Annotated in this window: 20 protein-coding genes and 1 pseudogene; 14 read left to right on the forward strand and 7 right to left on the reverse strand. The window is 50.6% G+C overall.

What is annotated here, in order from left to right:
* Positions 1 to 8 precede the first annotated feature (8 nt).
* Entirely contained in the window at positions 9 to 1,826 is a 1,818-nt protein-coding gene (locus ELR70_RS23300) for an assimilatory sulfite reductase (NADPH) flavoprotein subunit (protein WP_054014993.1), read from the reverse strand.
* A 354-nt stretch (positions 1,827 to 2,180) separates the two neighbouring features.
* Here ELR70_RS23300 and ELR70_RS23305 point away from each other — a divergent pair, with 354 nt between their 5' ends.
* A complete protein-coding gene (locus ELR70_RS23305; protein WP_054014994.1) occupies positions 2,181 to 3,794 on the forward strand; it encodes an endonuclease in 1,614 nt (537 codons plus the stop codon).
* 209 nt (positions 3,795 to 4,003) lie between these two features.
* On the opposite strand, the gene ELR70_RS23310 is transcribed toward ELR70_RS23305, so the two are convergent.
* The 3 genes from ELR70_RS23310 to ELR70_RS23320 form a co-directional block, all read right to left on the reverse strand.
* Positions 4,004 to 4,303, reverse strand: coding sequence for a hypothetical protein (locus ELR70_RS23310; protein WP_128064734.1), 300 nt, complete (start codon positions 4,301 to 4,303; stop codon positions 4,004 to 4,006).
* A gap of 299 nt (positions 4,304 to 4,602) precedes the next feature.
* Positions 4,603 to 5,796: a DUF3103 family protein gene (locus ELR70_RS23315; RefSeq protein WP_054014939.1), complete on the reverse strand. Its 1,194-nt coding sequence runs from the start codon at positions 5,794 to 5,796 to the stop codon at positions 4,603 to 4,605.
* 379 nt (positions 5,797 to 6,175) lie between these two features.
* Positions 6,176 to 6,556, reverse strand: a complete 381-nt coding sequence (locus ELR70_RS23320) for a hypothetical protein (RefSeq protein ID WP_054014940.1) — start codon at positions 6,554 to 6,556, stop codon at positions 6,176 to 6,178.
* 161 nt (positions 6,557 to 6,717) lie between these two features.
* On the opposite strand from ELR70_RS23320, the gene ELR70_RS23325 reads away from it, so the two are divergent.
* The 6 genes and pseudogenes from ELR70_RS23325 (at position 6,718) to ELR70_RS23340 (ending at position 10,375) form a co-directional block, all read left to right on the forward strand.
* Complete coding sequence (locus ELR70_RS23325) at positions 6,718 to 7,419, forward strand: hypothetical protein (RefSeq protein WP_054014941.1); 702 nt, start codon at positions 6,718 to 6,720, stop codon at positions 7,417 to 7,419.
* Positions 7,420 to 7,558: 139 nt separating this feature from the next.
* Positions 7,559 to 8,068: a hypothetical protein gene (locus ELR70_RS25605; RefSeq protein ID WP_241566351.1), complete on the forward strand. Its 510-nt coding sequence runs from the start codon at positions 7,559 to 7,561 to the stop codon at positions 8,066 to 8,068.
* Between the two features lie 59 nt (positions 8,069 to 8,127).
* Positions 8,128 to 8,187: pseudogene (locus tag ELR70_RS25610) on the forward strand (hypothetical protein); the annotation flags it as partial.
* Between the two features lie 42 nt (positions 8,188 to 8,229).
* Positions 8,230 to 9,204 (forward strand): S41 family peptidase, encoded by a 975-nt coding sequence (locus ELR70_RS25615; protein ID WP_241566352.1) that lies wholly within the window; start codon positions 8,230 to 8,232, stop codon positions 9,202 to 9,204.
* A 2-nt stretch (positions 9,205 to 9,206) separates the two neighbouring features.
* Entirely contained in the window at positions 9,207 to 9,599 is a 393-nt protein-coding gene (locus ELR70_RS23335; RefSeq protein ID WP_054014943.1) for a hypothetical protein, read from the forward strand.
* Positions 9,600 to 9,685: 86 nt separating this feature from the next.
* On the forward strand, positions 9,686 to 10,375 hold the full coding sequence (locus ELR70_RS23340) for a 4'-phosphopantetheinyl transferase superfamily protein (RefSeq protein ID WP_054014944.1): 690 nt from the start codon (positions 9,686 to 9,688) through the stop codon (positions 10,373 to 10,375).
* Here the strand turns inward: ELR70_RS23340 and ELR70_RS23345 are convergent.
* Positions 10,372 to 12,009, reverse strand: a complete 1,638-nt coding sequence (locus ELR70_RS23345) for a cyclic peptide export ABC transporter (RefSeq protein ID WP_054014945.1) — start codon at positions 12,007 to 12,009, stop codon at positions 10,372 to 10,374. The genes ELR70_RS23340 and ELR70_RS23345 overlap by 4 nt on opposite strands.
* Before the next feature lie 122 nt (positions 12,010 to 12,131).
* Between ELR70_RS23345 and fhuF the strand changes: the two genes are divergently transcribed.
* From fhuF to dhbA, 6 genes are all read left to right on the forward strand, one after another.
* Positions 12,132 to 12,872 (forward strand): siderophore-iron reductase FhuF, encoded by a 741-nt coding sequence (fhuF, locus tag ELR70_RS23350; protein ID WP_128064735.1) that lies wholly within the window; start codon positions 12,132 to 12,134, stop codon positions 12,870 to 12,872.
* 76 nt (positions 12,873 to 12,948) lie between these two features.
* Complete coding sequence (locus ELR70_RS23355) at positions 12,949 to 14,187, forward strand: isochorismate synthase (RefSeq protein WP_054014947.1); 1,239 nt, start codon at positions 12,949 to 12,951, stop codon at positions 14,185 to 14,187.
* Complete coding sequence (locus ELR70_RS23360; RefSeq protein ID WP_054014948.1) at positions 14,184 to 15,785, forward strand: (2,3-dihydroxybenzoyl)adenylate synthase; 1,602 nt, start codon at positions 14,184 to 14,186, stop codon at positions 15,783 to 15,785. Before ELR70_RS23355 ends, ELR70_RS23360 begins: the two co-directional genes overlap by 4 nt.
* A 24-nt stretch (positions 15,786 to 15,809) precedes the next feature.
* The gene (locus tag ELR70_RS23365; protein ID WP_054014949.1) at positions 15,810 to 16,676 is read left to right on the forward strand and encodes an isochorismatase family protein; all 867 of its coding nucleotides are present in this window, start codon (positions 15,810 to 15,812) and stop codon (positions 16,674 to 16,676) included.
* On the forward strand, positions 16,676 to 17,998 hold the full coding sequence (locus ELR70_RS23370; protein WP_054014950.1) for a condensation domain-containing protein: 1,323 nt from the start codon (positions 16,676 to 16,678) through the stop codon (positions 17,996 to 17,998). Before ELR70_RS23365 ends, ELR70_RS23370 begins: the two co-directional genes overlap by 1 nt.
* The gene (dhbA, locus tag ELR70_RS23375) at positions 17,988 to 18,752 is read left to right on the forward strand and encodes a 2,3-dihydro-2,3-dihydroxybenzoate dehydrogenase (RefSeq protein ID WP_054014951.1); all 765 of its coding nucleotides are present in this window, start codon (positions 17,988 to 17,990) and stop codon (positions 18,750 to 18,752) included. The genes ELR70_RS23370 and dhbA overlap by 11 nt, the downstream gene beginning before the upstream one ends.
* 48 nt (positions 18,753 to 18,800) lie before the next feature.
* Here dhbA and dapE read toward each other — a convergent pair whose 3' ends face one another.
* Positions 18,801 to 20,024, reverse strand: coding sequence for a succinyl-diaminopimelate desuccinylase (gene dapE, locus ELR70_RS23380; RefSeq protein WP_054014952.1), 1,224 nt, complete (start codon positions 20,022 to 20,024; stop codon positions 18,801 to 18,803).
* A gap of 275 nt (positions 20,025 to 20,299) precedes the next feature.
* Between dapE and ELR70_RS23385 the strand changes: the two genes are divergently transcribed.
* Positions 20,300 to 21,532 (forward strand): lysine N(6)-hydroxylase/L-ornithine N(5)-oxygenase family protein, encoded by a 1,233-nt coding sequence (locus ELR70_RS23385; RefSeq protein ID WP_054014953.1) that lies wholly within the window; start codon positions 20,300 to 20,302, stop codon positions 21,530 to 21,532.
* 46 nt (positions 21,533 to 21,578) lie between these two features.
* On the opposite strand, the gene ELR70_RS23390 is transcribed toward ELR70_RS23385, so the two are convergent.
* Positions 21,579 to 22,223, reverse strand: a complete 645-nt coding sequence (locus tag ELR70_RS23390; protein WP_054014954.1) for a lamin tail domain-containing protein — start codon at positions 22,221 to 22,223, stop codon at positions 21,579 to 21,581.
* Positions 22,224 to 22,344 lie beyond the last annotated feature (121 nt).

Raw genomic sequence — 22,344 nt, forward strand, 5'->3', positions numbered from 1 at the left:
CCGCAGGATTAGTACACGTCTTTTTGATAGCGACCCGCGCTGCGTAGCTCTTTGAGATACTCTTCAGCTTCCTCGTCGCTCTTACCTGCATACTGCTTAACGATGTCTACTAATGCCTGATGAACGTCCTTGGCCATACGGCTGGCGTCTCCACACACATAAAAGTGCGCACCATTTTGCAACCATGTATACACGTCCTGACCCTTTTCGCGTAAACGGTCCTGAACGTAGATTTTTTCTGCCTGATCGCGGCTAAAGGCCAGATCAATGCGATTCAGTACGCCCGATTTCACGTACTTTTGTAATTCAACCTGATACAGGAAATCCTGAGTAAAGTGTGGGTTACCGAAGAATAACCAGTTGTCGCCCTCAGCATCGCGTGCCTCGCGCTCTTGCAAGAAGGCGCGGAATGGCGCAATCCCGGTACCCGGACCAACCATGATCACGGGGGTATTGTCGTCTGCTGGCAAACGGAAATTGTCGTTATGCTCACTAAACACTTTAACTTGCGTGCCTTCCTCAACGCGATGCGCCAGGAAACCAGAGCAACCACCCTGATGGGTTTCACCAAAGGCCTCAAACTCCACCAGACCCACAGTCAGATGCACTTCTTCTTCCACTTCGGCCTGACTCGACGCGATGGAGTATAAACGTGGCTGGATCTTACGACAGCTGTCAACCAGCGCCTGCGCACTGAGTGTTCCCGGCTGTTGCTTGATGATATCGAAGATCTGACGCGCTTCGATATACTCACGCAGCGCGGCTTTGTCACCGGCCAGTGTACTCAGCTCTGCGTTATTCGTTGCAGCCGCATACTTTTCGACAAAGCCTGGGTAAGACTGAGTCAGCTCAAGCTTTTCAATCAAGGCAGTGCGCAGTGTCAGCGTCTCAGTGCCCAAAGTCACTTCGCTGTCGCCTTCAAGACCAAGCAGGCCGATAACCTCGTCCACACGCTGCTCATCATTGAGGAAAAAAACGCCCAGTGAATCACCCGGCTGATATTGAATGTCTGACCCTTCGAGTGAAATTTCGACGTGGCGAACATCTTTGGTCGAGTTACGGCCAGTGATCTTCTGTACCACAGAGATTTCTGCGCTGAACGGGTTTTGCTTAGTGTACTGGCTGGCATGCGCACCGGCCGTTGCCAATGGCATGGCTACTACATTGGCACCGCCGTCTGCCTGCTGTGCCTTAAGCGCAGGTTCAAAGGCATCTAATGCACTGTCAATCCAGGCAGTTGCCTGATCTTCATAGTCCACGTCCAGATCAGCGCGCGCAACCACGGACTCCGCACCCAGCTTTTGCAAGCGCTCTTCGAAATCAATGGCCGTCTGACAAAAGAACTCATAGCTTGAGTCGCCAAGGCCCAGCACTGCGATTTTAACGCCGTCCAGTTTAGGGGCTTTTTTGCCAGCCAAAAAGGCGTGTAACGTCTCAGCATCTTCAGGGGGTTCACCCTCACCATACGTTGAGACCGCAACGGCAAGAAACTGTTCTTTTTTCAGGGCTGAAGGTTTGTAATCAGCCATATTGACCAACTTGGTTTGCAAACCACGTGCCTTCGCCGCACTCTCTAGTTGCGCCGCAACACCTTTGGCATTGCCCGTCTGAGAGCCATATAAAATAGTCAAAGGCGCGGCCTCTGAAGCAGCCGCAGGTGCCTGTCCTAAAGTCCCCGCGAGCGCGGCAGTGTTGGCATTGGCAGCCAGATAACCACTGACCCAGGCCTGCTGGATCGGATTAAGCTCCGCCACTAACCCCTGTAATTTTTGCAGTTGTTCTTGTGTCAGCGGACTGGCCGCGGCACTGAGTTGACTTAACAACATGATGATTGTTTCCCCATAACCCTTATATAGCTTGCCCCGCCGAACTGCCTGCGGCTCCACAGCACAGACATGCAATTCGGTCATTTTCTTAGCATGCAGGATACGCAACTCACTGCGCGACAAAAAGAACAGTATCTGCTTTGTTATTCCATTTGGTTATGGATATTCAAAAACTCCAAATAAAACAGATTAAAAATCATTGTACCGATTTATACAATTAAAAAGTTAACGACAATGTAACAAAACTCCTTTAAACTCCCACTCGGTTTTTTACAACCAAACAACAATATTAAATAAAAAATAGAACACGGGAATAATAAAATGATTACAAGAAAAGGGCCTTTGTGCCTGACTATGGGCCTGGCTGGCAGTGCGTTAAGCCTGCTCAGTACCATGGCATGGGGACAGGTAGACAACGGAGATTTCGAACAATGGCAGCTGGGTAAGCCCAGCAACTGGACCACCATTGATTCGGGTATCTCATTGACTACCGAGCAGAATCGCGTTCACAGCGGACAAACGGCTGCCGCCGTCAATGTACTGACTACAACGCAGGGGAATACAGATCTGGCACAAACCGTCACGGTTGAGGCCGGTAAGACCTACACTTTCAGTACCTGGGTTTATCACACTGAAGGCGGCGTCAGGGCTCGTCTGGTCGCTGACGGTTATCACAATTATTCGGATCCACAACAGTTAAACCAATGGCAACAACTGAGCCATGATTATACGGCCACCAGCAATGGCCAAATCACGGTGGGTCTGCGTTTTTATGATGTCAGCGGATTTGACGGCAATGAAACCGTCTATGTTGATAACTTCCAGCCCAGCGGCACCACAGGTACACCACCGCCAACCGGTGGAACCTGCCAGGCCAATGCGCTGACCTTCAACCTGACCACAGACAAGTACGGTGAGGAAACCAGCTGGGTCATTAAAAATGCGTCAAATACGACTGTTGCCAGTGGTAAGAATTATGGTGCCAGTCAAAACTACACTGAAAACCTGTGCTTAACTGACGGCTCATACACTTTTACGATATCTGACAGCTATGGTGACGGCATTTGTTGCAGTTATGGAAACGGTTCATATAGCCTGAACGGTCCTTCAGGGACGATAGCGTCGGGCAGTCAGTTTACTTCATCGGCTTCGCACAGTTTCACGCTGGGAACGGATAATGGCGGTGGCGATGGTGGTGGCGATACACCGACAGGTTACTACAGTGCTGCGGCAGGTTTATCGGGTTATGCCCTGAAAACGGCGCTGCACAACATCATTGCCAGCCATAATAATCAGGGTTATGGTGCTATCTGGTCGTTCATTGATCAATACGAGCGCGATCGCTACTTTGAGAACAATGGCACAGTGCTGGACCGCTACTCTGAAAAGCCAACCGGTACGGACAGTCACGAGTTTACTGCGGTAGGCGATCAGTGTGGCACCGCCCGCGTTGAGGGCGATTGCTACAACCGTGAGCATTCATTCCCGAAAAGCTGGTTTGGTGGCAAAATTGAACCTATGAATTCAGACATTCACCATATCTTCGCCTCCGACGGCTATGTAAATAACCGCCGCAGCAGCTTCCCCTTTGGCGAAGTCGGCAGCAGTACTTATGTCTCAAGCAACGGCAGTAAAGTGGGCAGCGCCTCGGGCATAGGTTACAGCGGTACGGTGTTTGAGCCTATCGATCAGTTCAAGGGCGACTTTGCCCGCGCCTACTTCTACATGGCTACCCGCTATCAGGATCGTATTAGTGGCTGGCAGAACAATTCCAGCTACAGCGATGCGGTACTCAATGGCAGCAGTGATCAGGTCTTTGAGGCCTGGGTGGTTGCTATGCTCAAACGCTGGCATCAGGCCGATCCGGTTGATGCACTGGAGCGTGCCCGCAACGAAGGTGCCTATCAGTTCCAGGGCAACCGCAACCCGTTTGTGGATCACCCTGAGTTTGTAGAGCAGATCTGGTAATTCACATCACTCTATAGGTAAAAAAGGTTCAGCGCACAAGGCTGTGGCTGAGCCAAACCAAAAAGGCAGACTGTGGTTCACCTTTACAGGTTTACCCTCACAGGTCTGCCTTCTTTATTTTATATATCGACTTTTAATCCACCACCGCGCAAAATCATCCTGACCGCCTGGGTCACGGTATGAGACAAAATACCCTGGTGGGTTGTAAGTCATTGAAACAGAGCCCCCACCAAAGCATTGAGCAGCGTTTGACTCACCGCTCCGATATGCGCGGTATCAGGGCGCGTATCCAGCCACTGGCTTTCGTCTATGTCAGTAATAAACGCAGTAAAAATATCACGGGCTTTCTCGAGATCATCCTTATCTCGTTTAAGTAACGCACTGAACTCATCGGTATATTCACACTTAAACAAGATCACTTCCTGAAAAGCAATCAGGGCCTCTGACTGTTCCAGAGTCTCAAAATAAAAGGAGATTGCCTCAATCAGATTCGCGCAGCTGGGCGTCATGGTTTCCAGCTTCTGCTGCGCCGCTTCATCCAGGGGCAGCGCTGATAAAGCTAAATAAAACGGAATCTTGGCTAAAGCTGTGGTTAAAAATGCAGCTGAGTGGGTGTGGAAGCTTAAAGTCCGGCGGGTGGTGCCGCATGTGATTTGCCCACATGCTTTAGACGGAAAGACAAAGCAAGCCTGCACCCTAAAAGGGAGAGGCTCGCTGCAGAATAAAAAACCGGTCTAGTCCGTTAGACCGTAACCTACTCAACGGGTTGTGAGCTAATAAGCTAAGACAATGGGCTGGCCACTGGCTGTTATCTTGGCTCTATGGTTAAGGGAGATAATGTGATTTTTGCATTATTGCTGGCGCCCATATACCCGCTATAGTTCTGGCCCTCAAACAAGGTATAAAACACATCAACATAGTCGTCATCATTGCTGAACCAGTGATCTGGCATCGCTTTGATCAGCTGATTGGTAAGCTGAGGAATAATCGCATAACCCTGTACATTGGGATCCGGGATAGTACGCATGACCTGAGTGACGATATCCAGGAAAGTCGTCGCTAAGTCTTTGTAGTTGGTGTTGTCATCCTGCTCCATGAGCAATACATCAGCCGCTTGCCAGCGATAACGCTCCCAGTGGATAAGGATTTGATTCGGTGTATAGTCAGTGCCGTCATGGTCCAGATAGGGCATATCAACAATATCCAGAACTGGCTCATCGCGTGATGGGCTTACCCCGGTGACAATGCCATATACTTCCGCTTTACCCAGCACCCAAGGTTCCTGATCATTGTTAAGACGAATACGTTTCAAAACGCTGGTCGAAATGGCCTCAGACTGTATATTCATCTGGTTCGTTTGCAGCATATCGCGAGATAAGCGTTCAGCGCCTTGTGTCTGTCTGGCGCTGCTAAAGATGTCTTGCATCACGGCCAGACCTTCGCGACGTACCTGCTGCTGATCAAGCTCCAAAACAAGCACAGGACGCTGCGGCATTTGCTGTGCATCCAGCAGATGCAATTGGCCTTCACTGTCATAAGCCTCTACGTGGATCCAGGTTTTATCATCCCCTTTAGGAGCAAACGCGATCAGCGGCTCTTCGCCTTCCTGCCATTGGCTCAGCATGTCAGCAGAAGCCAGGCGCAGTTGATACAAGTTACTATCACTTTGCGGCAATCCTTTCAGTACCCGGGTCTGTGTGCTGGCCTGGCCGATCAGTGACTGCGCCTGTTGCGATACCTGCATGTCCTGTACAGTCAGGCGTGACTGGCTTGCCAATGTTGACTGCCAACGCGACCCCTGGCTTGACAACTCTTGGGCCAGAGATTTCGCCATCACTTTCTTAATGTCACTTACCTGAAAGGCCTGTGGATTAAAGCGGTCAATTTGTGCCAGCGGTGCTGCCAGGTTATTCACGGTATCAAGCGGGGCTGCGGTTGCGCTTGCTGCTGCACTCAGGCTCAGGGCCAGTGCAGATAAGGTCATCTGAGATATGCGTTTCATTGTTATAATTCTCCAGAAATAATCCTGTTCTGGCCTCACCTAAACCATGGGAAGCCACCTCTCGTGTGCCAAATCAAGATAAAACACGAAAATCAAATTATCAACAAATTAATATAAAATTTACACAAATTATTTAACAAAAATACACAAACATTTGTTTTACATAAGCTTTTTATGTTAAAAAAAGAACACTTATTAGATCTAGTTGGTAACAAGAGTGATGACTCTATTTGGATTCAGTCACTATTATGGGTTAGGAAATAATAGGTTAGGAAATAATGGGTTAGGGAATAATGGCGAGGTAGCAACATCAGCATGGATCAGTGCGATTTACCGCGCTGATCCACTCAATGAGCAGTGAGAGGCTCAATAGAAGTGATTACTTCTCGGCTGGATATAGGGTGATCTCCATTCCGGCACCAATAGCCGAGATGCGTAATAGCGTATCGACATGCAGTGCCTGAGAGTAACATTTAGGCTGTTCGCCGCAGCTAAAACCGATGTCAAAGGTCCGCTTAGAACACCCCAGCCACTGCTTTAGCGCAGCCTTAGAGCATGACTCTATTAATTCGCACAGGTGATTGATGGCTTTATCCGGGCTCGTCACCTGGGCACTGGCTTCTATTCTCGCCAGTTGGCGATACTCGTCCTGATCATAGTGCAGTACCACCGCGTTCTTCTTAAGATCTGCAACCAGGGCAGAAATATCCTGCTTGGATTCTAACTCTAAGTCGACATTTAAAAACTGGATTTCAGACATGACGGGGCATTTACCTTGTTTCTTTTTGAGTAGTTCGCTGCCAGACCTGAGCCATGTTCAAGCGCCAGAACACAAACGATTGGCAGGTGCGACAATATGTCACTATGGATTTTACGCGAATTCTCATAAGCTATCAGCAATTTTGACGAAAAAACAGCACTATGAATAAATCCAGCTTTAAACCCATCCGACAATTTCACAAGCTGGCCGGCTATCTGCTGGCATTACAGCTTTTTGCCTGGCTGCTCGGTGGCCTGGTGATGAGCGCGATCCCTTTGGAAATGGTACATGGTAAACACCTCGCCAAGCGTAATCTGGATAACCCTTTCACGCTCGCCGACTATCCGGCCGATTTAGACCAACTGGCACACCGGGTTGATCAATTCAAGACACTGACCTTGAGTCATTTTTTGGAGCAGCCTATGATCATTGTCACTGGTGCAGAAAATACCTACTTCACCGCCACTGGCGCCCCCTTTCCCAATCCAACCGAAACCCAGATCCGTGCCAATGCCCGCGCCCATTATCTGGGCGACAGCGCAATTGAATCTGCACAGCAACTTGCCCGGGGACCACGAGAAGTTCAGTATCGACCACAAGTCTGGCAGGTCATCTTTGCCGACACCCTGAGTACCACCCTGTATCTGGATGCCAACAGCGGCCAAGTGATCACCGTAAGAAGTACGCTGTGGCGTATTTTTGACTTTTTCTGGATGCTACACATTATGGATTACGACGAGCGTGATGACTTCAACAACCCACTACTGATTACGTTTGCAGTCACTAGCGTGTTTTTTTGTCTCAGCGGCATGCTGTTACTGTTGCAATCCCCGCCCTGGCGGCGCCGTCGTTCGCGAGGTTGAACTTTTATTTTGATGTCGCTGTCCTACACTTATGAATTGTGCTGCCGTTGACATTAATTAACAATCAATCCGGTCTTTATATTGTATTGTAGAAACAGTATTGATAGTTTTTAGTGCAATGACTAAACAGGATAGAACCATGAAGCAATTCAGTAGCTTATACCTTGCCATCGGATTGGCTTTGACCACTGGCGCACTTTCAGGGTGCGGTGGTGGCGGTACCGAAAGCGGGGCTGGCAACAATACCGGTAACGTAACAACCCCCACTGACACCAATAGTAATGGCGGTAATAGCACAGACGGCAGCACAGCACCGAGTTGGCAGGCAGGTGTATTTGCACCAGCCAGTAACTTCATTAACTTCTGTGCCAATCCGCGCTCGGGGACCGATAAATACAATAATGATCAGCCTTACCCTGACAAAGCTGGCACTGTGATGCACGAAAAAATGTGGTTGCGCTCATTCAGCCATGAAACCTATCTTTGGTATGACGAGCTGCCCGACAATAACCCGCAGGACTTTAACACCGTTGCTGAGTACTTCGTACAACTCAAAACCACACAACGTAATCCTGATGGGTCGTTAAAGGATCAGTTTCACTACTCAGAAACCTACGAAAGCTATCAAAAGAAAGTCAGTCAGGTGTAACCACCAGTTATGGGATCCGCTGGGCTGCAATAGAAACTGCACCACCACGTAATTTTACCATTGCCTACGTTGAACCCAATTCACCGGCAGCGCAAAGCGGACTCGTACGCGGTGATAGCCTGCTGAGTATTGATGGCCTTGATTTCATCAACAGCGACGAAGTGGCACAACTCAATGAGGCTCTGTTTCCCACAGAAACGAAAGCCCACACGTTTGTCTTTCGTTCTGTTCAGGGCGATGAGAAATCAGCCGAAATGACCGCCATCGATTTTGCACTTTCCCCGGTACAAAATGCGAAGTACATTGATCACGGTGGAAAACGAGTCGGCTATGTACAGTTTAATCAGTTTATTGCCAGTGCTCAGGGTGCTCTGATCAAGGCTTTCAATGACTTTATCACAGACGGGGTTAGCGAGTTGGTGCTGGATATGCGCTATAATGGCGGGGGCTTGATCCACAGTGCCGCGCAGCTGGGCTATATGATTGCAGGCGATAGCTCGCTGGACCGAAATTTCGGTGTGACCACCTACAATGCTAAGCGCCAGGGCAATAATCGTATCTATACCTTTGAGCCCCGCCAGATAGACTGGACCCAGGAGATATTTCTCAACGACACGACTTTACCTACTCTGAATCTTTCCAGAGTGTATGTACTCACTACCGATGATACCGCATCAGCCAGTGAAATGGTCATCAATGGCCTGCGTGGTATAGATGTAGAGGTCATTCAGATAGGTACCACGACGCGCGGTAAACCCTACGGCTTCTTACCTGCGCCTAACTGTGGCATGGTGTATTACACCATTCAGTCCAAGTCTGCCAATGAAAAAGGCTTTGGAGACTATGCAGATGGCTTTACTCCAACGCCAGCAAGCCAGATAAGCGGTGAGGCAGGACTGGATGCCAGGGTACCGGGCTGTCGCGTTAATGATGATTTTAGCAACGCCCTGGGTGACAAAAATGAACGTCTGCTAGCCACGGCTTTACATCACAGTGCAACCGGAAGCTGCTTATTTAACGACGCCCCGCAAGGCGCTTCAGCGAGACCGGGAGATGCCGACACCAGTCATGCTGTCACTCTGCCATTTAAGCCATTGCGTGACGGTGCCATTCACGCAACGTTGCGAGGTCAGTGATCATGAAATGTTCGGGGTGGTTTGTAACCTTACTCACAGCACTACTGTGTGGCTGCCAATACTCAAAAGCAGCCCCTGTGTATGCGGCGTTAATTGAACAAACCACACCGGCCATGATCCGTGAAATTCAAGACGCCATTGTCGCCCTTAAGGGCGGCACCGCGCCCCGACTGGCGCATAATGTCTTTATGCAGCAATCAACGCTGTTGCTGGAAAGAGGCAACAGTCTGGATCCTTCTGGGCAACCGATATTGGGGAGCAAAGAAGGCGCTGTGACCGGCTTCGAGCTGCAAAAACGTGCTGAGCAGTGTGTCTTGTATTATCCCAGAACGAAAAAGTATCAGGTGTTGTCTGCTGTGCCCTGCGTGATCAATCCACAGCAGCCTCAACGCTAATAACATCGGGTATACTTTGTAGCCTGCAGCTGCTTGCAACCTTTCCCTATATCGGTAATATGACTGCCACTAATTGAGGGAGTCGTATGTCGTTAACATCAACCGAGCTATTTACACCCCAGCTGCCATTTACCAGCCACAGCTGTGCTTTTCGCATTGGAGACTATCAGGACAGCGATTTTGCGACTTTCGCACAACCACTGCCCGCTAAGCTCAGCCGCGCCGTAGCCAAACGCAAGGCCGAATATCTGGCCGGGCGACACTGTGCCAGTCAGGCACTAAAAGCATTGGGACTGCCACATACCATCATAGCCAGCGCAGAAAGTCGCGCGCCGATTTGGCCTGTGGGCATTCAGGGTACCATCACTCACACCCGGGAGCTGGCGATGGCCATGGTCTGTGACGATCCTGCAATACTGGGATTGGGAATTGATCTGGAAAGAAAGATGTCACTCAAGCAGGAGCAGGAGCTCCAGACACAGATCCTGGCAAAAGCAGAGCAACCGGCATTCGAACGGCTGGGCCAGGCGCATACCTGTCCGTTGACCCTGATTTTCTCCGCCAAAGAAAGCATCTATAAAGCGCTCTACCCGGTGGTACAACGCTTTTTTGGGTTTGAAGCGGCATGCCTGATGGAATACAGCGATAATCAGTTATTCTTTACACTCACAGAAACGCTGCATGAAACTCTGCCGCAAGGCACTCGGGTCAGCGTGTATTTCCAATACAATGATGAACTGGTGCTGACCGAATGCTGTTTGCGCGCTGACGTTTAAGCCGGCTCAGTGTGCTTTGCTGGCGTCTCGGGCGCCACCTGAACCGCTTCACTGAGACACCCGTTGTCCATTTTAAGTAACCGATCAGCCAGAGCAAAATACTTGTCATCATGGGTGATCACCAGTACGGTTTTGCCCTGAGCGCTGAGCTCCGGCAGCAACTCACGATAGAATACCTCTTTAAAGACCGGATCCTGATCAGCGGCCCACTCATCAAAGATATAGAAGGGTCTGTCTTCCATATATGCCACGACCAGCGCCAGACGTTTACGCTGGCCTTGCGATAGCTTTTGGGTGGTAAAGGCCCCATCCTTAATCGCCACTTTGTGATGCAGATTAAGCTTGCGGATCAGGGCATTGCCTTTATCTTCTAAATCCTGGCCCTGGCAACCCAAAACCCGATCAAAGAGATAAAAGTCACTAAACACGGTGCTGAACAGCTGACGATAATCATCAAATTGCTGACTCTCAAGTACCTGATCGTCGACCTGGATTTGACCTTCCTGAGCTTCATATAAGCCACACAGCAGCTTGGCAAAAGTCGTCTTACCGCTGCCATTACCACCCACCAGATAAACCAGCTCGCCTTTGCGCAGGGTCAGATTAATAGGCGTAAGGGCAAAAACTTCGTCACTTTGTTCGTGATAATAACCGTGGCTAATGTCCTTGAGAGTCAGTTGCTCAAAGGTGGTCATGGCGTGATCGCTGTGTGGCATCAGGGCCATTTCTTCTGTCAGTGTGGCAATCGTATTGGCCGATGCTTTTGCTGCCGCGGCTTTAGGAATAGCCCCGAGCATCACTTCCAGTGGCGTGAGCATATATAAGAAAAGCAACGCAAAACCAGACATCACTTTGCCGGTGTCTTCGGCTTGTCCTGACAAATAAAAGAGTGCGCCACCGATGAAAGCAAACACACTGAATCCACCCCAGGATGCAGCATAATGGTAAATACTCGCGCCCTGTACCCGACGTTTTTGCAACAGGGTAATGGTGTCTCCAATCACCTGATTTAAAAAGGTGATACGCTTTTCGCGATGCAGTTTAAGTTCTTTGGCACCGGCATAGATCGCATCAAATTGCTCATACAGCGCATCCTGAATACTGGCGGCTTCAGAGACCTTTCTGAATGCGGTGGCGTTCGCCAGACTGTAACCCACAGAGCCTAAGATCAGAGTTAACATCGCAAAAACAAATACCTGCCAATCCAGCCAGGCCATATAGACAAAGCTCCCAAGTACAATCATACCGTTACTCAGGATATTGGGCAGCCCCTGAAAAAACTCCGCAACCCGAAGACTATGCTCGGTCAGACACGACTTTATTTTACCGGCACCTTGTGCTTCAACATGACTGAAGCGGGCACCTATAACGTGCTCCGCCACCTGCTGACGTACCGTCGCCTGACTGAGTTCACTGAGCTGCTCTGCCAGTATACGAGATACCAGCTGTAACACGACGCCCAGACAGGCAAGGATTGCAAACAGGGTGAACTGCTCAGCCCGGGACTCTTGGGTGCCATTGATGATTTCGTTGATAAGCGCGACCAAAGACACGCTTATTACACCAAACAGAATACTACTGAAGGCGGTCGCGATGAATCGCCACCAGGTATTTTGGATCAATTTTGCAAGCACTGTGACTCTCTCATTTGCTAACGCGAATTTACTTATATGGCTTGACGATCTGGAAGTAAAAAAATTCACCCTTCAAACGTCTTAACTAAGTCTTTTAAAAAGTAAGTGAAATCGAGGTTCTTTTGCTACCGACACTGCAGCCATTTTTTCAGGGGCCCTTTAGCGAATATGGCGATGCGATGGCACTGTCTCAGTCTCAGTCCGAGCCGACGCTGGCACAGTGTTTAGACGAGCGCGGACTGCTGGCAACAGTAATCACTGGCTGGGCACACTCGCAGGGAATAGCCGCTGGACGGGCACAGGCGTCTATCTGGCATATGTTGTATACCATCAGAGTGATGCCATCTGTGTTACTGAGTCATAGTCTGCTGATGCGCCCTTTACCGCTGAGTACCCACTCAGTAAGACTGTGCCTGACAAGCCAGCGACTCATGCTGGCGCATTGCGGAGAAATCAGTCCACTCTCAGGCGATACTGATAGCAGATACCATGCGCTGATATTCGAGCACTTTGCGCCTCTACACCACTATCTGAACGAACAGTTTGGTATTGCGGAGCGCGTACTGTGGAGCAGCCTGGTGTATCGCCTGAACCATCTCAGTAAAACGATTGCTGAGCACCTGCCCAACCCGGCCCAGTTAAATCAGGATGTGCACTGGCTGTTACACACTCAGCAATGGCGTGGTAAGCGCAACCCCTTGTTTAAAGCCCATCAGAAAGGCTTTGATGTGGGTGCCATACGTGTACGGGGCGATTGCTGCCTGATGCACGAACATCCGGTTAAGGGCTACTGTGATGATTGCCCAAAACGACCTGAGCATATGAACATGCGCGCATCAGTTGCTAAATCTTTATCGCAATAATACGTCTTGAACACATTCAATCAGTGGCAAATTGTTTCTCACTGACACGATTTGATGAATACGAGGAAGAAATCGCATGCATGCTGGTCACCTATCCGATGTCCCCCAGGCCCTAGAATTGGGAGAGTTCCGGCCTGAGCAAGACTGTTTGTTTGTTTCCGGGCAAAACTGCCTGGTTAGCCGTGGCGTGGCTAGGCGTTTTACGCTGCCTATCAGTGATACTGATAATTTGGCTAACCAGTTACAGCAAGCCTTGAACAACGCTGCACAGACCAGCCAGAGTCAGGCCATTGCTTTCGGGGTGGTACCTTTTTGCAAGCAACAGCAGGCACAGTTTATCATCCCCGAGCAGGTCAGTACGCTTGATAAGCACCTGTTTGCTCAGTGCCTGAGTGCACAGCATACATGTGCTCAAACGCCCAATCGCTTACAGTCAGTGCACTACAAGCAAGACAGAGCCCATTTTGAGCAAACAGTGCGCGATGCCAAAACCCTGTTTGCCGACGGTGAACTGGATAAAATCGTACTCAGTAAGCAGGTTGAATTACAGTTTGAGCAGCCACTGGATCAGGTGGGCGTGCTTTCACAACTGCTGGCACAAAGTCCCAGCGGCTATCATTTTTCTATCCCCAGCCAGTTACACGATGCCCATGCGCAGTGCGATGCCGGCGTACTCATGGGGGTGAGCCCGGAGTTGTTGCTGCGCAAATCTGACGGACAGATCTTCAGTAATCCGCTGGCCGGGTCAATTCCTCGCGATCCGTGCCCCAGCGTCGAAGCACAACGCCGCTCAACTCTGTTCGCATCGAAAAAAGACCGCTATGAACATGCCGTTGTGCTACAAGATATGGCACAGATCCTTGGCCCACTGTGCTCCAAATTACACATACCGGAGCAACCTGATCTGCTCAGCACGGCCACCATGTGGCATTTATCGACTGTTATTGAAGGAACACTCACAGACCCCCGTCAGCCTGCCATTGCACTGGCCAATCGCCTCCACCCAACGCCCGCACTGTGTGGCAAACCCACAGAACTGGCATATCAACATATTGATGCACTGGAGGGCCATGGCCGTGGCCTGTTCTCTGGGATCGTTGGCTGGTGTGACAATCAGGGTAATGGTGAATGGGTGGTGGTGATCCGCTGCGGTTACCTGCAAGCCAACCTGGCAACCTTGTTTGCCGGCGCCGGTATTGTGGCCGCCTCCGACCCCAGCTCCGAATGGCTGGAAACCGAAGCCAAATTAAACACTATGCTGAATGCGCTGGACGTACGGCATGCCTATCACTTAGCAACGAAACACACACTATGAGTATTGAATATACCCCTTGGCCTGAAGAGCTGGCCGCCCACTATCGCGCCCAGGGCTACTGGCAGGATAAACCACTCACCAGCATTTTGAGCGAACAACTGGTGCACAACGGACAAGGCATTGCCGTCGCCGATGCCAATCGACAACTGAGCTATCAGCAGCTCGATGAGTACAGCAGCAACCTGGCGGCCCATCTGGCCAGTCAGGGACTGCAACAAGGTGATACTGCGCTTATTCAGCTGCCCAACTGTGTGGAGTTTTATATCAGTTACTTTGCGCTGCTTAAACTTGGCGTAGCGCCGGTGTGTGCCCTGTTTAATCATCAGCGCACTGAGTTGCAAAGCTATTGTGAAATTCTGCAGCCTAAGCTGCTGCTGGTTTCTTCTGCTCAGCCGCTGTTTGCAGATGAATCCTTTTCTCAGGAGTTGTTTAACCGCTTTGCCTGCATCAGCCACATTATGGTGGATCACAGTAAAGGCAATAGCGAACTGAAACAGGCGTATTTGCACGCACGCGCCTTCCGTGCGCCTGAGCTCAATCCAGAAGACGTGGCCTTCTTTCAGCTGTCCGGTGGCAGCACCGGCACCCCTAAATTGATCCCTCGCACCCACAACGATTACCTTTACTCTGTGGTTGCCAGTCGGGATATTTGCCAGCTGCACGGGGATACCCGCTATTTGTGCGCACTACCGGCACCGCATAACTTCCCGCTCAGTTCGCCAGGCGCACTGGGCGTATTCGCAGCCGGCGGCTCGGTGGTCCTGGCCTCAGATCCCAGCCCCAGCCACTGTTTTCCTTTAATCGAACGCTTTGCCATCACCCACACCGCGCTGGTGCCGCCGGCACTACAGCTGTGGCTACAACACGCCGCACACAGCAATCATGACCTGAGCAGCCTGACGCTGATCCAGGTTGGCGGCGCTAAACTCAGCCGCACTGTAGCCGAACAGGTCAGGCCGGTGCTGGGAGCCCAATTACAACAAGTATTTGGCATGGCAGAAGGCCTGGTGAACTACACCCGTCACGACGATGATGACGAGCTGGTACTGACCACTCAGGGCCGCCCGATTAGTCCCGACGATGAGATCAAAGTGGTGGATGAACATGGCCTGCCCGTCGCATCTGGTGAAGCCGGCAGACTCCTGACCCGTGGCCCCTATACCTTTCGCGGTTATTACAAGTCACCTCAGCATAATGCCAGTGCATTTGATGCTGACGGCTTTTATGCCTCCGGCGATCTGGTCAGGCAACTGCCCTCCGGCCATCTGATTGTGGTTGGCCGTGATAAAGATCAGATCAACCGCGGCGGCGAAAAAATTGCGGCAGAAGAAGTAGAAAACCATTTACTTGGCCATCCACATATCGAGCAAGTCGCCATAGTGTCTATGCCCGATGCCACTTTGGGCGAGAAAAGCTGTGCCTTCGTGGTGGCAGCCGAAAAACTCACCCCTTTGCAGCTACGAAAATACCTGCGCCAGCTGGGGATCGCCGATTTCAAAGTGCCCGACAAATTCCAATTTGTAACCGACTTACCCCTGACTGCGGTCGGCAAAGTCGATAAAAAAGCCCTGCGTGCCACCTTCGACGGACAGGCCTGATTAACAGAAGAAGCAAAAAAGACAATGAGTATTCCTAAGTTATCCCATTACCCGTTACCCCGCGCTGCGGAGTTACCTGAAAACCGCGTTGACTGGCAGCTGGATGCCAGTCGTGCCGCCTTACTGATCCACGATGTACAGCATTACTTTGTGGGTTACTACGGTGACAATAATCCCCTGATTGAAACCATGATCAATCATATTCAGCGCCTTAAACAGTTCTGTTACGAGCAGGATATTCCGGTGTTTTACACCGCGCAACCAATCAAACAGGGCCAGCATGAACGCGGGTTACTGAGCGATATGTGGGGCCCGGGCCTGCAAGACCCGGCGCAACAGCCGATTGTCGATGCGCTGGCACCTGGCGAGCAAGATGTCGTGCTAACCAAGTGGCGTTACAGTGCCTTTCAGAAGTGCGACTTTGAAGTACAACTACAAGAGCGCGGTCGTGACCAGCTCATGATAGTCGGTATCTATGGCCACATCGGGGTCATGACCACCGCAGTAGATGCCTTTATGCGTGACATTCAGCCGTTTGTAATTGCCGATGCAATCGCCGATTTCAGCCGCGATGAACACCTGATGGCGCTGAATTTTGTGGCGGGACGCTGCGGTAAAGTGGCTACTGTGGCCGACATTCTCGGTGAAGAAACTCAGGACATCACCACACTTGAGGGTCTTAAAGCGCATATCCTGCCGCTGATCGACTGTGAAGCCGATGAATTTGACGAGCATGAAAGCCTCATCGATTATGGCCTGGATTCCGTGCAGGTGATGAATCTCATCGCGTTGTGGCAGCAACAGGGTATTGAAACAAACTTCATTGAACTGGCGCAGATCCCAACCCTGGCTGCCTGGGTTGACTTGCTGGAAGAGCGTAAGGAAGACTAATGTCACAGGCATTGCCGTTAACGGACTCACAACAAGCTATGTGGTTGCTGCATACCATCAGCGGCCGTGGTGCGCTGTTCAATGTGGCCGAGTGTATTGAGTTTAAAGGTAAAATTTCAGCAACTATGTTGCAGCAGGCTTTTGCGCACGTCTGGCAAAGCAGTAACTGCCTGAGTTGTCGTTTTGTTCATGACAATGCTTTTACTCCGCAATTAAAGCCGTATGCCGAGGTGCCAACCCTGGATATCATCCAGCTGGATGCTCAGCCAGAGGATATTCCCGCCTTTGCCGAACAGTTTGTGACACCGGCAATGGCCAGGGCCTTTGTTTTAGAACAAGATGCCCTGCTGAAACTGACACTGGTGCGCGCTCCCGAGCAGGATTTACTGTTTCTGGTTGGCCATCATTTATTGCTCGATGGCTATGGGTTTGGTTTATTTATCCAGGCACTTAACCGTTGTTATAACGCGCTGCAAAAAGGTAAGCCACTGCCCAAGTTGCCATTTGGCCAGCAACAAGACTTGCTCACTTTACACAATAGTGAAGCCTATCTGGCACGCCAACAAGTCGCCCGCGCCACACTCAACAACTGGTTAGACGGTGTGCCTGCCCCACTGAGCTTTAGTAGCCAAAAAGAAGATGTAACAGAACCAAACAGACGTCTGAGTCAGGCCTTTACCCACACCGACTGGCATACCGTGATGTCTGCCGCCTCTTTATGTCAGGCGGGTCATGCCGAAGTCCTGCTTGCGGCAGTCAGCGCGGCGCTGGTTGCCAAGACTGCGCAATACCACATAACGCTGGGCCTTATCATGATGAACCGCCAGCACCAGCATGAACTCAGCACGCCTTGTGTACAGAGCAATGTCATGCCGCTGCCACTGGAGCTGTCGACAGACATGACACTCAGCCAGTGTTGCCGGGTCATCAATCAGGGCATTAAAGCGCTCAAAGCACTACAAACTTATCGGGTTGAAGATCTCAAGCGAACTCGTCAGCAGCAAGGTAAAGGTACAAACATATTTGGCCCGACCGTTAACCTGCTGCCTTTCACCAGCAGTCCAAAATATGGTGGAATTGCCAGCCACTCCCATATACTCAGTGCCGGTACGACCGACGACATCATGTTGCAGTGGCATCTGTTGCAGGATCAACCTGCCAAACTGGATGTCGATGCCAATGTGGCGCGTTATTCAGATCAGCAGCAACAGCAGGTGCAAGCTGCCATATTCCGGGCCGCTCACTACTGGTCTCAACATCCCACCCAAACACTGGGCAGCGTGGTTACAGCATTAAACGGAGTCTATGACCATGTCTTATGATGCGCGACTACAGCAGGAGTATCAGGATCAGATTGTCTGGATCAGTGGTGTCGGTCAGGGCATCGGACTGGCAACAGCCCAGCGCTTTGCCGCCCTGGGGGCGAAAGTGATTGGCTTTGATCGCCAGTTCAGTGACACCGACATACTCGAGCGTGCTGTGCAGTGTGATCTGGCAGATTTGGCGCAACTCGAAGCCACTTTGGATGAGCTGCTGGCTCAGGGTCTGGCGCCATATAACCTGATCAACATCGCCGGGGTCTTAGAGCTGGGTGAGGTAGAGCAGTTATCACTGGCACAATGGCAGCACTGTCTGAATGTCAATGCGGGTGCCGTGTTTACCTTTATTCGCGCCTGTACGCCTCATCTTAAACAACAACAGGCAGGGGCCATTGTGACGGTTGGCTCCAATGCCGCACACACCCCTCGTCAACAGATGGCAGCCTATTGCGCTTCAAAAGCCGCCGTCACTCAGCTTACACTGAGTGCGGGACTGGAACTGGCGAATTTTGGTGTGCGTTGTAATGTGGTGGCTCCGGGTTCAACACTGACGCCAATGCAAACCGGAATGTGGCAGGACGAGCAAGGTGCACAGCGCGTCATAGAAGGCTTTGCACCCCAGTATAAATTAGGGATCCCGCTTAAAAAGCTGGCCACGGCACAGGAGATTGCCGATAGCGTGGTATTTCTGGCGTCAAAGCTTTCATCTCACACCACCTTGCAAACTATCACCATCGATGGTGGCGCGACTTTCTAAGTTTTTCTGCACAATCGAAAGAGCCCGTTTTTGGGCTCTTCCTACAATTTATGTTAATGCCGCCAGTTGCTGCGCCTGACGCTGTGCGATTTGTGTTTCCTCAACACAAAAAGCCTGGATCACAAGCTGATAAATATGCGCCAGATCGGCAATGTCCTGTATCTGTGCAGATTCATTGATTTGGTGAATATTGTCGTTTTTCAATCCGAACTCAATGACCTGAGTATGATTAGAGGCGATAAAGCGGCCATCCGATGTACCACCATCTGTGGTCAGCATGGGGACCTGACCCACCACACTCTCTATCGCACCGCAGATAAGAGCAACAAACTCATCCGCCTGATTGAAATAAGGCGCACAAGGGCGCTGCCATTCGATGTCATAATTGAGGTCTAAATCCAGCAATATATCGTCGATCAGTCGTTTCAGCTCCGTTTCGTTGAAGCGACTACTGTAGCGAATGTTAAAGCACACATCGCAGGCACCCGGGACCACATTATCGACAAACTCTCCACTGTTGAGCTGCGTCACCTGAAATGTGGTACCCGGCATTTGCGCACTGCCCTCGTCCCATTCCAGCGCCAGTAAACGCTGCAACAGGCGTGAGGTATGATGCGTGGCGTTATCACAGTTATGCGGATAGGCCACATGACCCTGACGGCCATAAACCCGAATATGGGCAGACAAGGAGCCGCGACGACCTATCTTAAGCACATCACCCAGCGTCTTACGGCTCGACGGCTCTCCCACCAAGCAATAATGCGGCAGGTGATCTACGCCTTGTTGTTTCAAATGGCTCATGAGCACGGCGGTGCCGTGTTCCGCCTCCCCTTCTTCGTCACAGGTAATCAAAAACATCAGACTACCACGGCTGCATTGTTCGAGCAGAGACTCAACCGCTGCAATAAAGCAGGCTATTGCCCCTTTCATATCGGCTACCCCACGACCATATAAGCGGCCGTCCTGGATCTCTGCAGCAAAAGGCGGACATTGCCACAGCTCGACCGGCCCGGGCGGCACAACGTCCAGGTGACCGGCAAACGCCAGGGTTTCGCCGGGTCCAAATACTCTTTTCGCCACCAGGTTCCTGACCCCCTGACGAGTGACTTCATGACAATCAAATCCGAGTGACTGAAGCTTACGGATCAGGAAACACATGCTGCCAGCATCTTCAGGTGTGATGGATTTATAACGTACCAGCTTCTGGGTCAATGCAATGGCATTTTCACTTAATGACTGGCATTTTTCCAAGGCAAAGTCGGCAACTAACATATTGGTTTCACTCACTCATTTTAGCGCAAAGAACATATTGGGCAACGGCATTTAGCAACGTAGCCACGGTGAACTAGCTAGACGAGTTATTGACAAAAAAATTCACACTTTATGAGAATTTATTGCGCTCGCGCATGGTAATTATTTTTCCCTTACTTTTTGCGCTGATTGCACCTGACGACCCCTAAAGAAACCCGCACATCTTTCGTCTTTATGACAATCAATATTATTTCACGCCCCCGTGCGTGCGATTTAAGGTAATCAAAGGCAGAAAAATGAAACTATATGACGTGATTGGGATCGGGTTTGGCCCGGCCAACCTGGCACTGGCTATCGCCCTGAAAGAGCAAAACAAACTGAGCGATCGAGTGTGTTTTATCGAGAAACAGCCGGACTTTTTGTGGCACGGTGGGATGCTGCTGGACAACACCGATATGCAGATCTCTTTCCTCAAAGATCTGGTTTCATTACGCAACCCAACCAGTCATTTCAGCTTCATTAATTATTTACATAATCAAAACCGCCTGGACAGTTTCATCAACCTGAAGACCTTCTATCCTTCTCGTCATGAGTTCAATGACTACCTGCGCTGGTCAGCCAGCCATTTTCGTGATCACTGTCACTTTGGCGAGCAGGTCAATGACGTTGAGCCAATTGTTGTCGAAGGTAAAGTTGATCACCTCAAAGTCACCAGCCGGGATGCCGAGGGCAATCAAAGCGTACGTCTGACCAAAAACCTGGTTGTGAGCGTTGGCGGCTCGGCGAAAATCCCTGCCCCATTTGACGCACTGAAAGACAGCAATCATGTTTGGCACTCGTCACAGTATTTGCACAACAAACATAAAGTCAAAGCGGGAGATCGCGTTGCGATTATCGGTGCGGGGCAAAGTGGTGCTGAGATTTTTGCTGATCTGGAAAACATGACGGAGCAACCACAGGTTGACTTAATCATGCGTGCCGGCGCGATGAAGCCAGCTGATTCAAGCCCATTTGTAAACGAGATCTTTGACCCTGCATTCACCGATGTGGTGTTCGACAAGTCGCCAGAGCAAAAAGACCGCTACTTTAACGAATTCAGAAGCACCAACTACTCTGTCGTCGATGAGCCACTGATTAACAGTATTTATGCCAGCCTGTATGATCAGAAGCTCAAAGGAGGCGATCGCCTGGCCATTCGTCACCGCACCTCCGTCAATAGCGCTGCGATTGATAGCGAAGGTAAGATCAATCTGGAGCTGGAGGATGTGCAAAGCCGCGGGATGCAACAGTACGACCATTTAATTCTGGCGACTGGCTACCAATACCCCAGCCGCTCACCGCTCCTTGAGCAATTGGCAGAATGGCTGAAGCCAGATATCAGTCGCTATTATCAAATTGAAACAGCCGACAACTTTATGCCTAAAGTGTTTACCCAGGGCGTCAATGAGCAAACCCATGGCATCAGTGACTCTTTACTGTCAGTGTTGGCGGTACGCTCAGCAGAGATCGTCGAAGCGCTCGACCTGTAATCAAATGTGCTGGGGAGGACATTCAGTCGCTCCCCAGCCCCACCGCTCAGAAAGAATAGCGGGATACTTCACGCTCGGCGTCGTCCAGCAGCTGACAACTTTCATTGCTGGTGCGCCAGAGCGCTCGCGGGCTGTTGATGCTGTAGCTGCCAGTCTGCGGATCTGTATAGTTGGAATAGACCCGAATAGGTGCCTGAGGCGCCAGCTGGGCCCCCTTTGGGAAAATAAATTGCGCATCACCCTTTACGGCGCGAATTTGCCAGCCACTGATGTCCACACGGCAATCTGACATATTAAATAGCTCAACATATTCATCACTGAAATCTCTGCCCCCCAGGCTGTCGCTGTGCACATCGCTGATGATCACAAGGTTGTGGGCTGACTGGCCATATACAAACTGATAACGCAGCTCACGATGCGCATCAAACAACAACACCCTGTCACCCCGAAGGTTTAAAGCATTGGCCACGTTAAAGCTAAATTTGCCTCCCCTGTCAATGTAGACACTGAGCTCCTCCTCCGGCCGCAAGATAGTATCTGGGCCAAATGTAAACGTCTGAGCTGATGATGCTATCTCTAAACACCACCCATTGAGGTCACAAATATGCTCCCCCTTGTTGCATAACTCAATATGCTGCGCGACTTTGTCTCGGTTTACGTTAACGATTTCAATCGCCTGTGTGTGATCCATTGTTAATTACCTCTATTTTTTACACCTAAGATTTGTATTTAAACGCAGGCATGGGGCTTTTTCTATCACACTTGATTACACCAGCCTGTGCGCACCCAGTCGGTCTGCTGACACAAAAAAG

This window comes from Pseudoalteromonas sp. R3 (assembly GCF_004014715.1).
GTDB lineage: Bacteria > Pseudomonadota > Gammaproteobacteria > Enterobacterales > Alteromonadaceae > Pseudoalteromonas.

What these genes read in the sequence shown, in the direction of transcription:
- ELR70_RS23390 (WP_054014954.1), bottom strand. Translation starts at nt 22,223, where the DNA reads ATGGATCACACACAGGCGATTGAAATCGTTAACGTAAACCGAGACAAA.
- ELR70_RS25605 (WP_241566351.1), top strand. Translation starts at nt 7,559, where the DNA reads ATGAAGCAATTCAGTAGCTTATACCTTGCCATCGGATTGGCTTTGACC.
- ELR70_RS23320 (WP_054014940.1), bottom strand. Translation starts at nt 6,556, where the DNA reads ATGTCTGAAATCCAGTTTTTAAATGTCGACTTAGAGTTAGAATCCAAG.
- ELR70_RS23355 (WP_054014947.1), top strand. Translation starts at nt 12,949, where the DNA reads ATGCATGCTGGTCACCTATCCGATGTCCCCCAGGCCCTAGAATTGGGA.
- ELR70_RS23305 (WP_054014994.1), top strand. Translation starts at nt 2,181, where the DNA reads ATGGGCCTGGCTGGCAGTGCGTTAAGCCTGCTCAGTACCATGGCATGG.
- ELR70_RS23300 (WP_054014993.1), bottom strand. Translation starts at nt 1,826, where the DNA reads ATGTTGTTAAGTCAACTCAGTGCCGCGGCCAGTCCGCTGACACAAGAA.
- ELR70_RS23370 (WP_054014950.1), top strand. Translation starts at nt 16,676, where the DNA reads ATGTCACAGGCATTGCCGTTAACGGACTCACAACAAGCTATGTGGTTG.
- dapE (WP_054014952.1), bottom strand. Translation starts at nt 20,024, where the DNA reads ATGTTAGTTGCCGACTTTGCCTTGGAAAAATGCCAGTCATTAAGTGAA.
- ELR70_RS23385 (WP_054014953.1), top strand. Translation starts at nt 20,300, where the DNA reads ATGAAACTATATGACGTGATTGGGATCGGGTTTGGCCCGGCCAACCTG.
- ELR70_RS23325 (WP_054014941.1), top strand. Translation starts at nt 6,718, where the DNA reads ATGAATAAATCCAGCTTTAAACCCATCCGACAATTTCACAAGCTGGCC.
- dhbA (WP_054014951.1), top strand. Translation starts at nt 17,988, where the DNA reads ATGTCTTATGATGCGCGACTACAGCAGGAGTATCAGGATCAGATTGTC.
- ELR70_RS23310 (WP_128064734.1), bottom strand. Translation starts at nt 4,303, where the DNA reads ATGACGCCCAGCTGCGCGAATCTGATTGAGGCAATCTCCTTTTATTTT.
- ELR70_RS23340 (WP_054014944.1), top strand. Translation starts at nt 9,686, where the DNA reads ATGTCGTTAACATCAACCGAGCTATTTACACCCCAGCTGCCATTTACC.
- ELR70_RS23365 (WP_054014949.1), top strand. Translation starts at nt 15,810, where the DNA reads ATGAGTATTCCTAAGTTATCCCATTACCCGTTACCCCGCGCTGCGGAG.
- ELR70_RS23315 (WP_054014939.1), bottom strand. Translation starts at nt 5,796, where the DNA reads ATGAAACGCATATCTCAGATGACCTTATCTGCACTGGCCCTGAGCCTG.
- ELR70_RS23335 (WP_054014943.1), top strand. Translation starts at nt 9,207, where the DNA reads ATGAAATGTTCGGGGTGGTTTGTAACCTTACTCACAGCACTACTGTGT.
- ELR70_RS23360 (WP_054014948.1), top strand. Translation starts at nt 14,184, where the DNA reads ATGAGTATTGAATATACCCCTTGGCCTGAAGAGCTGGCCGCCCACTAT.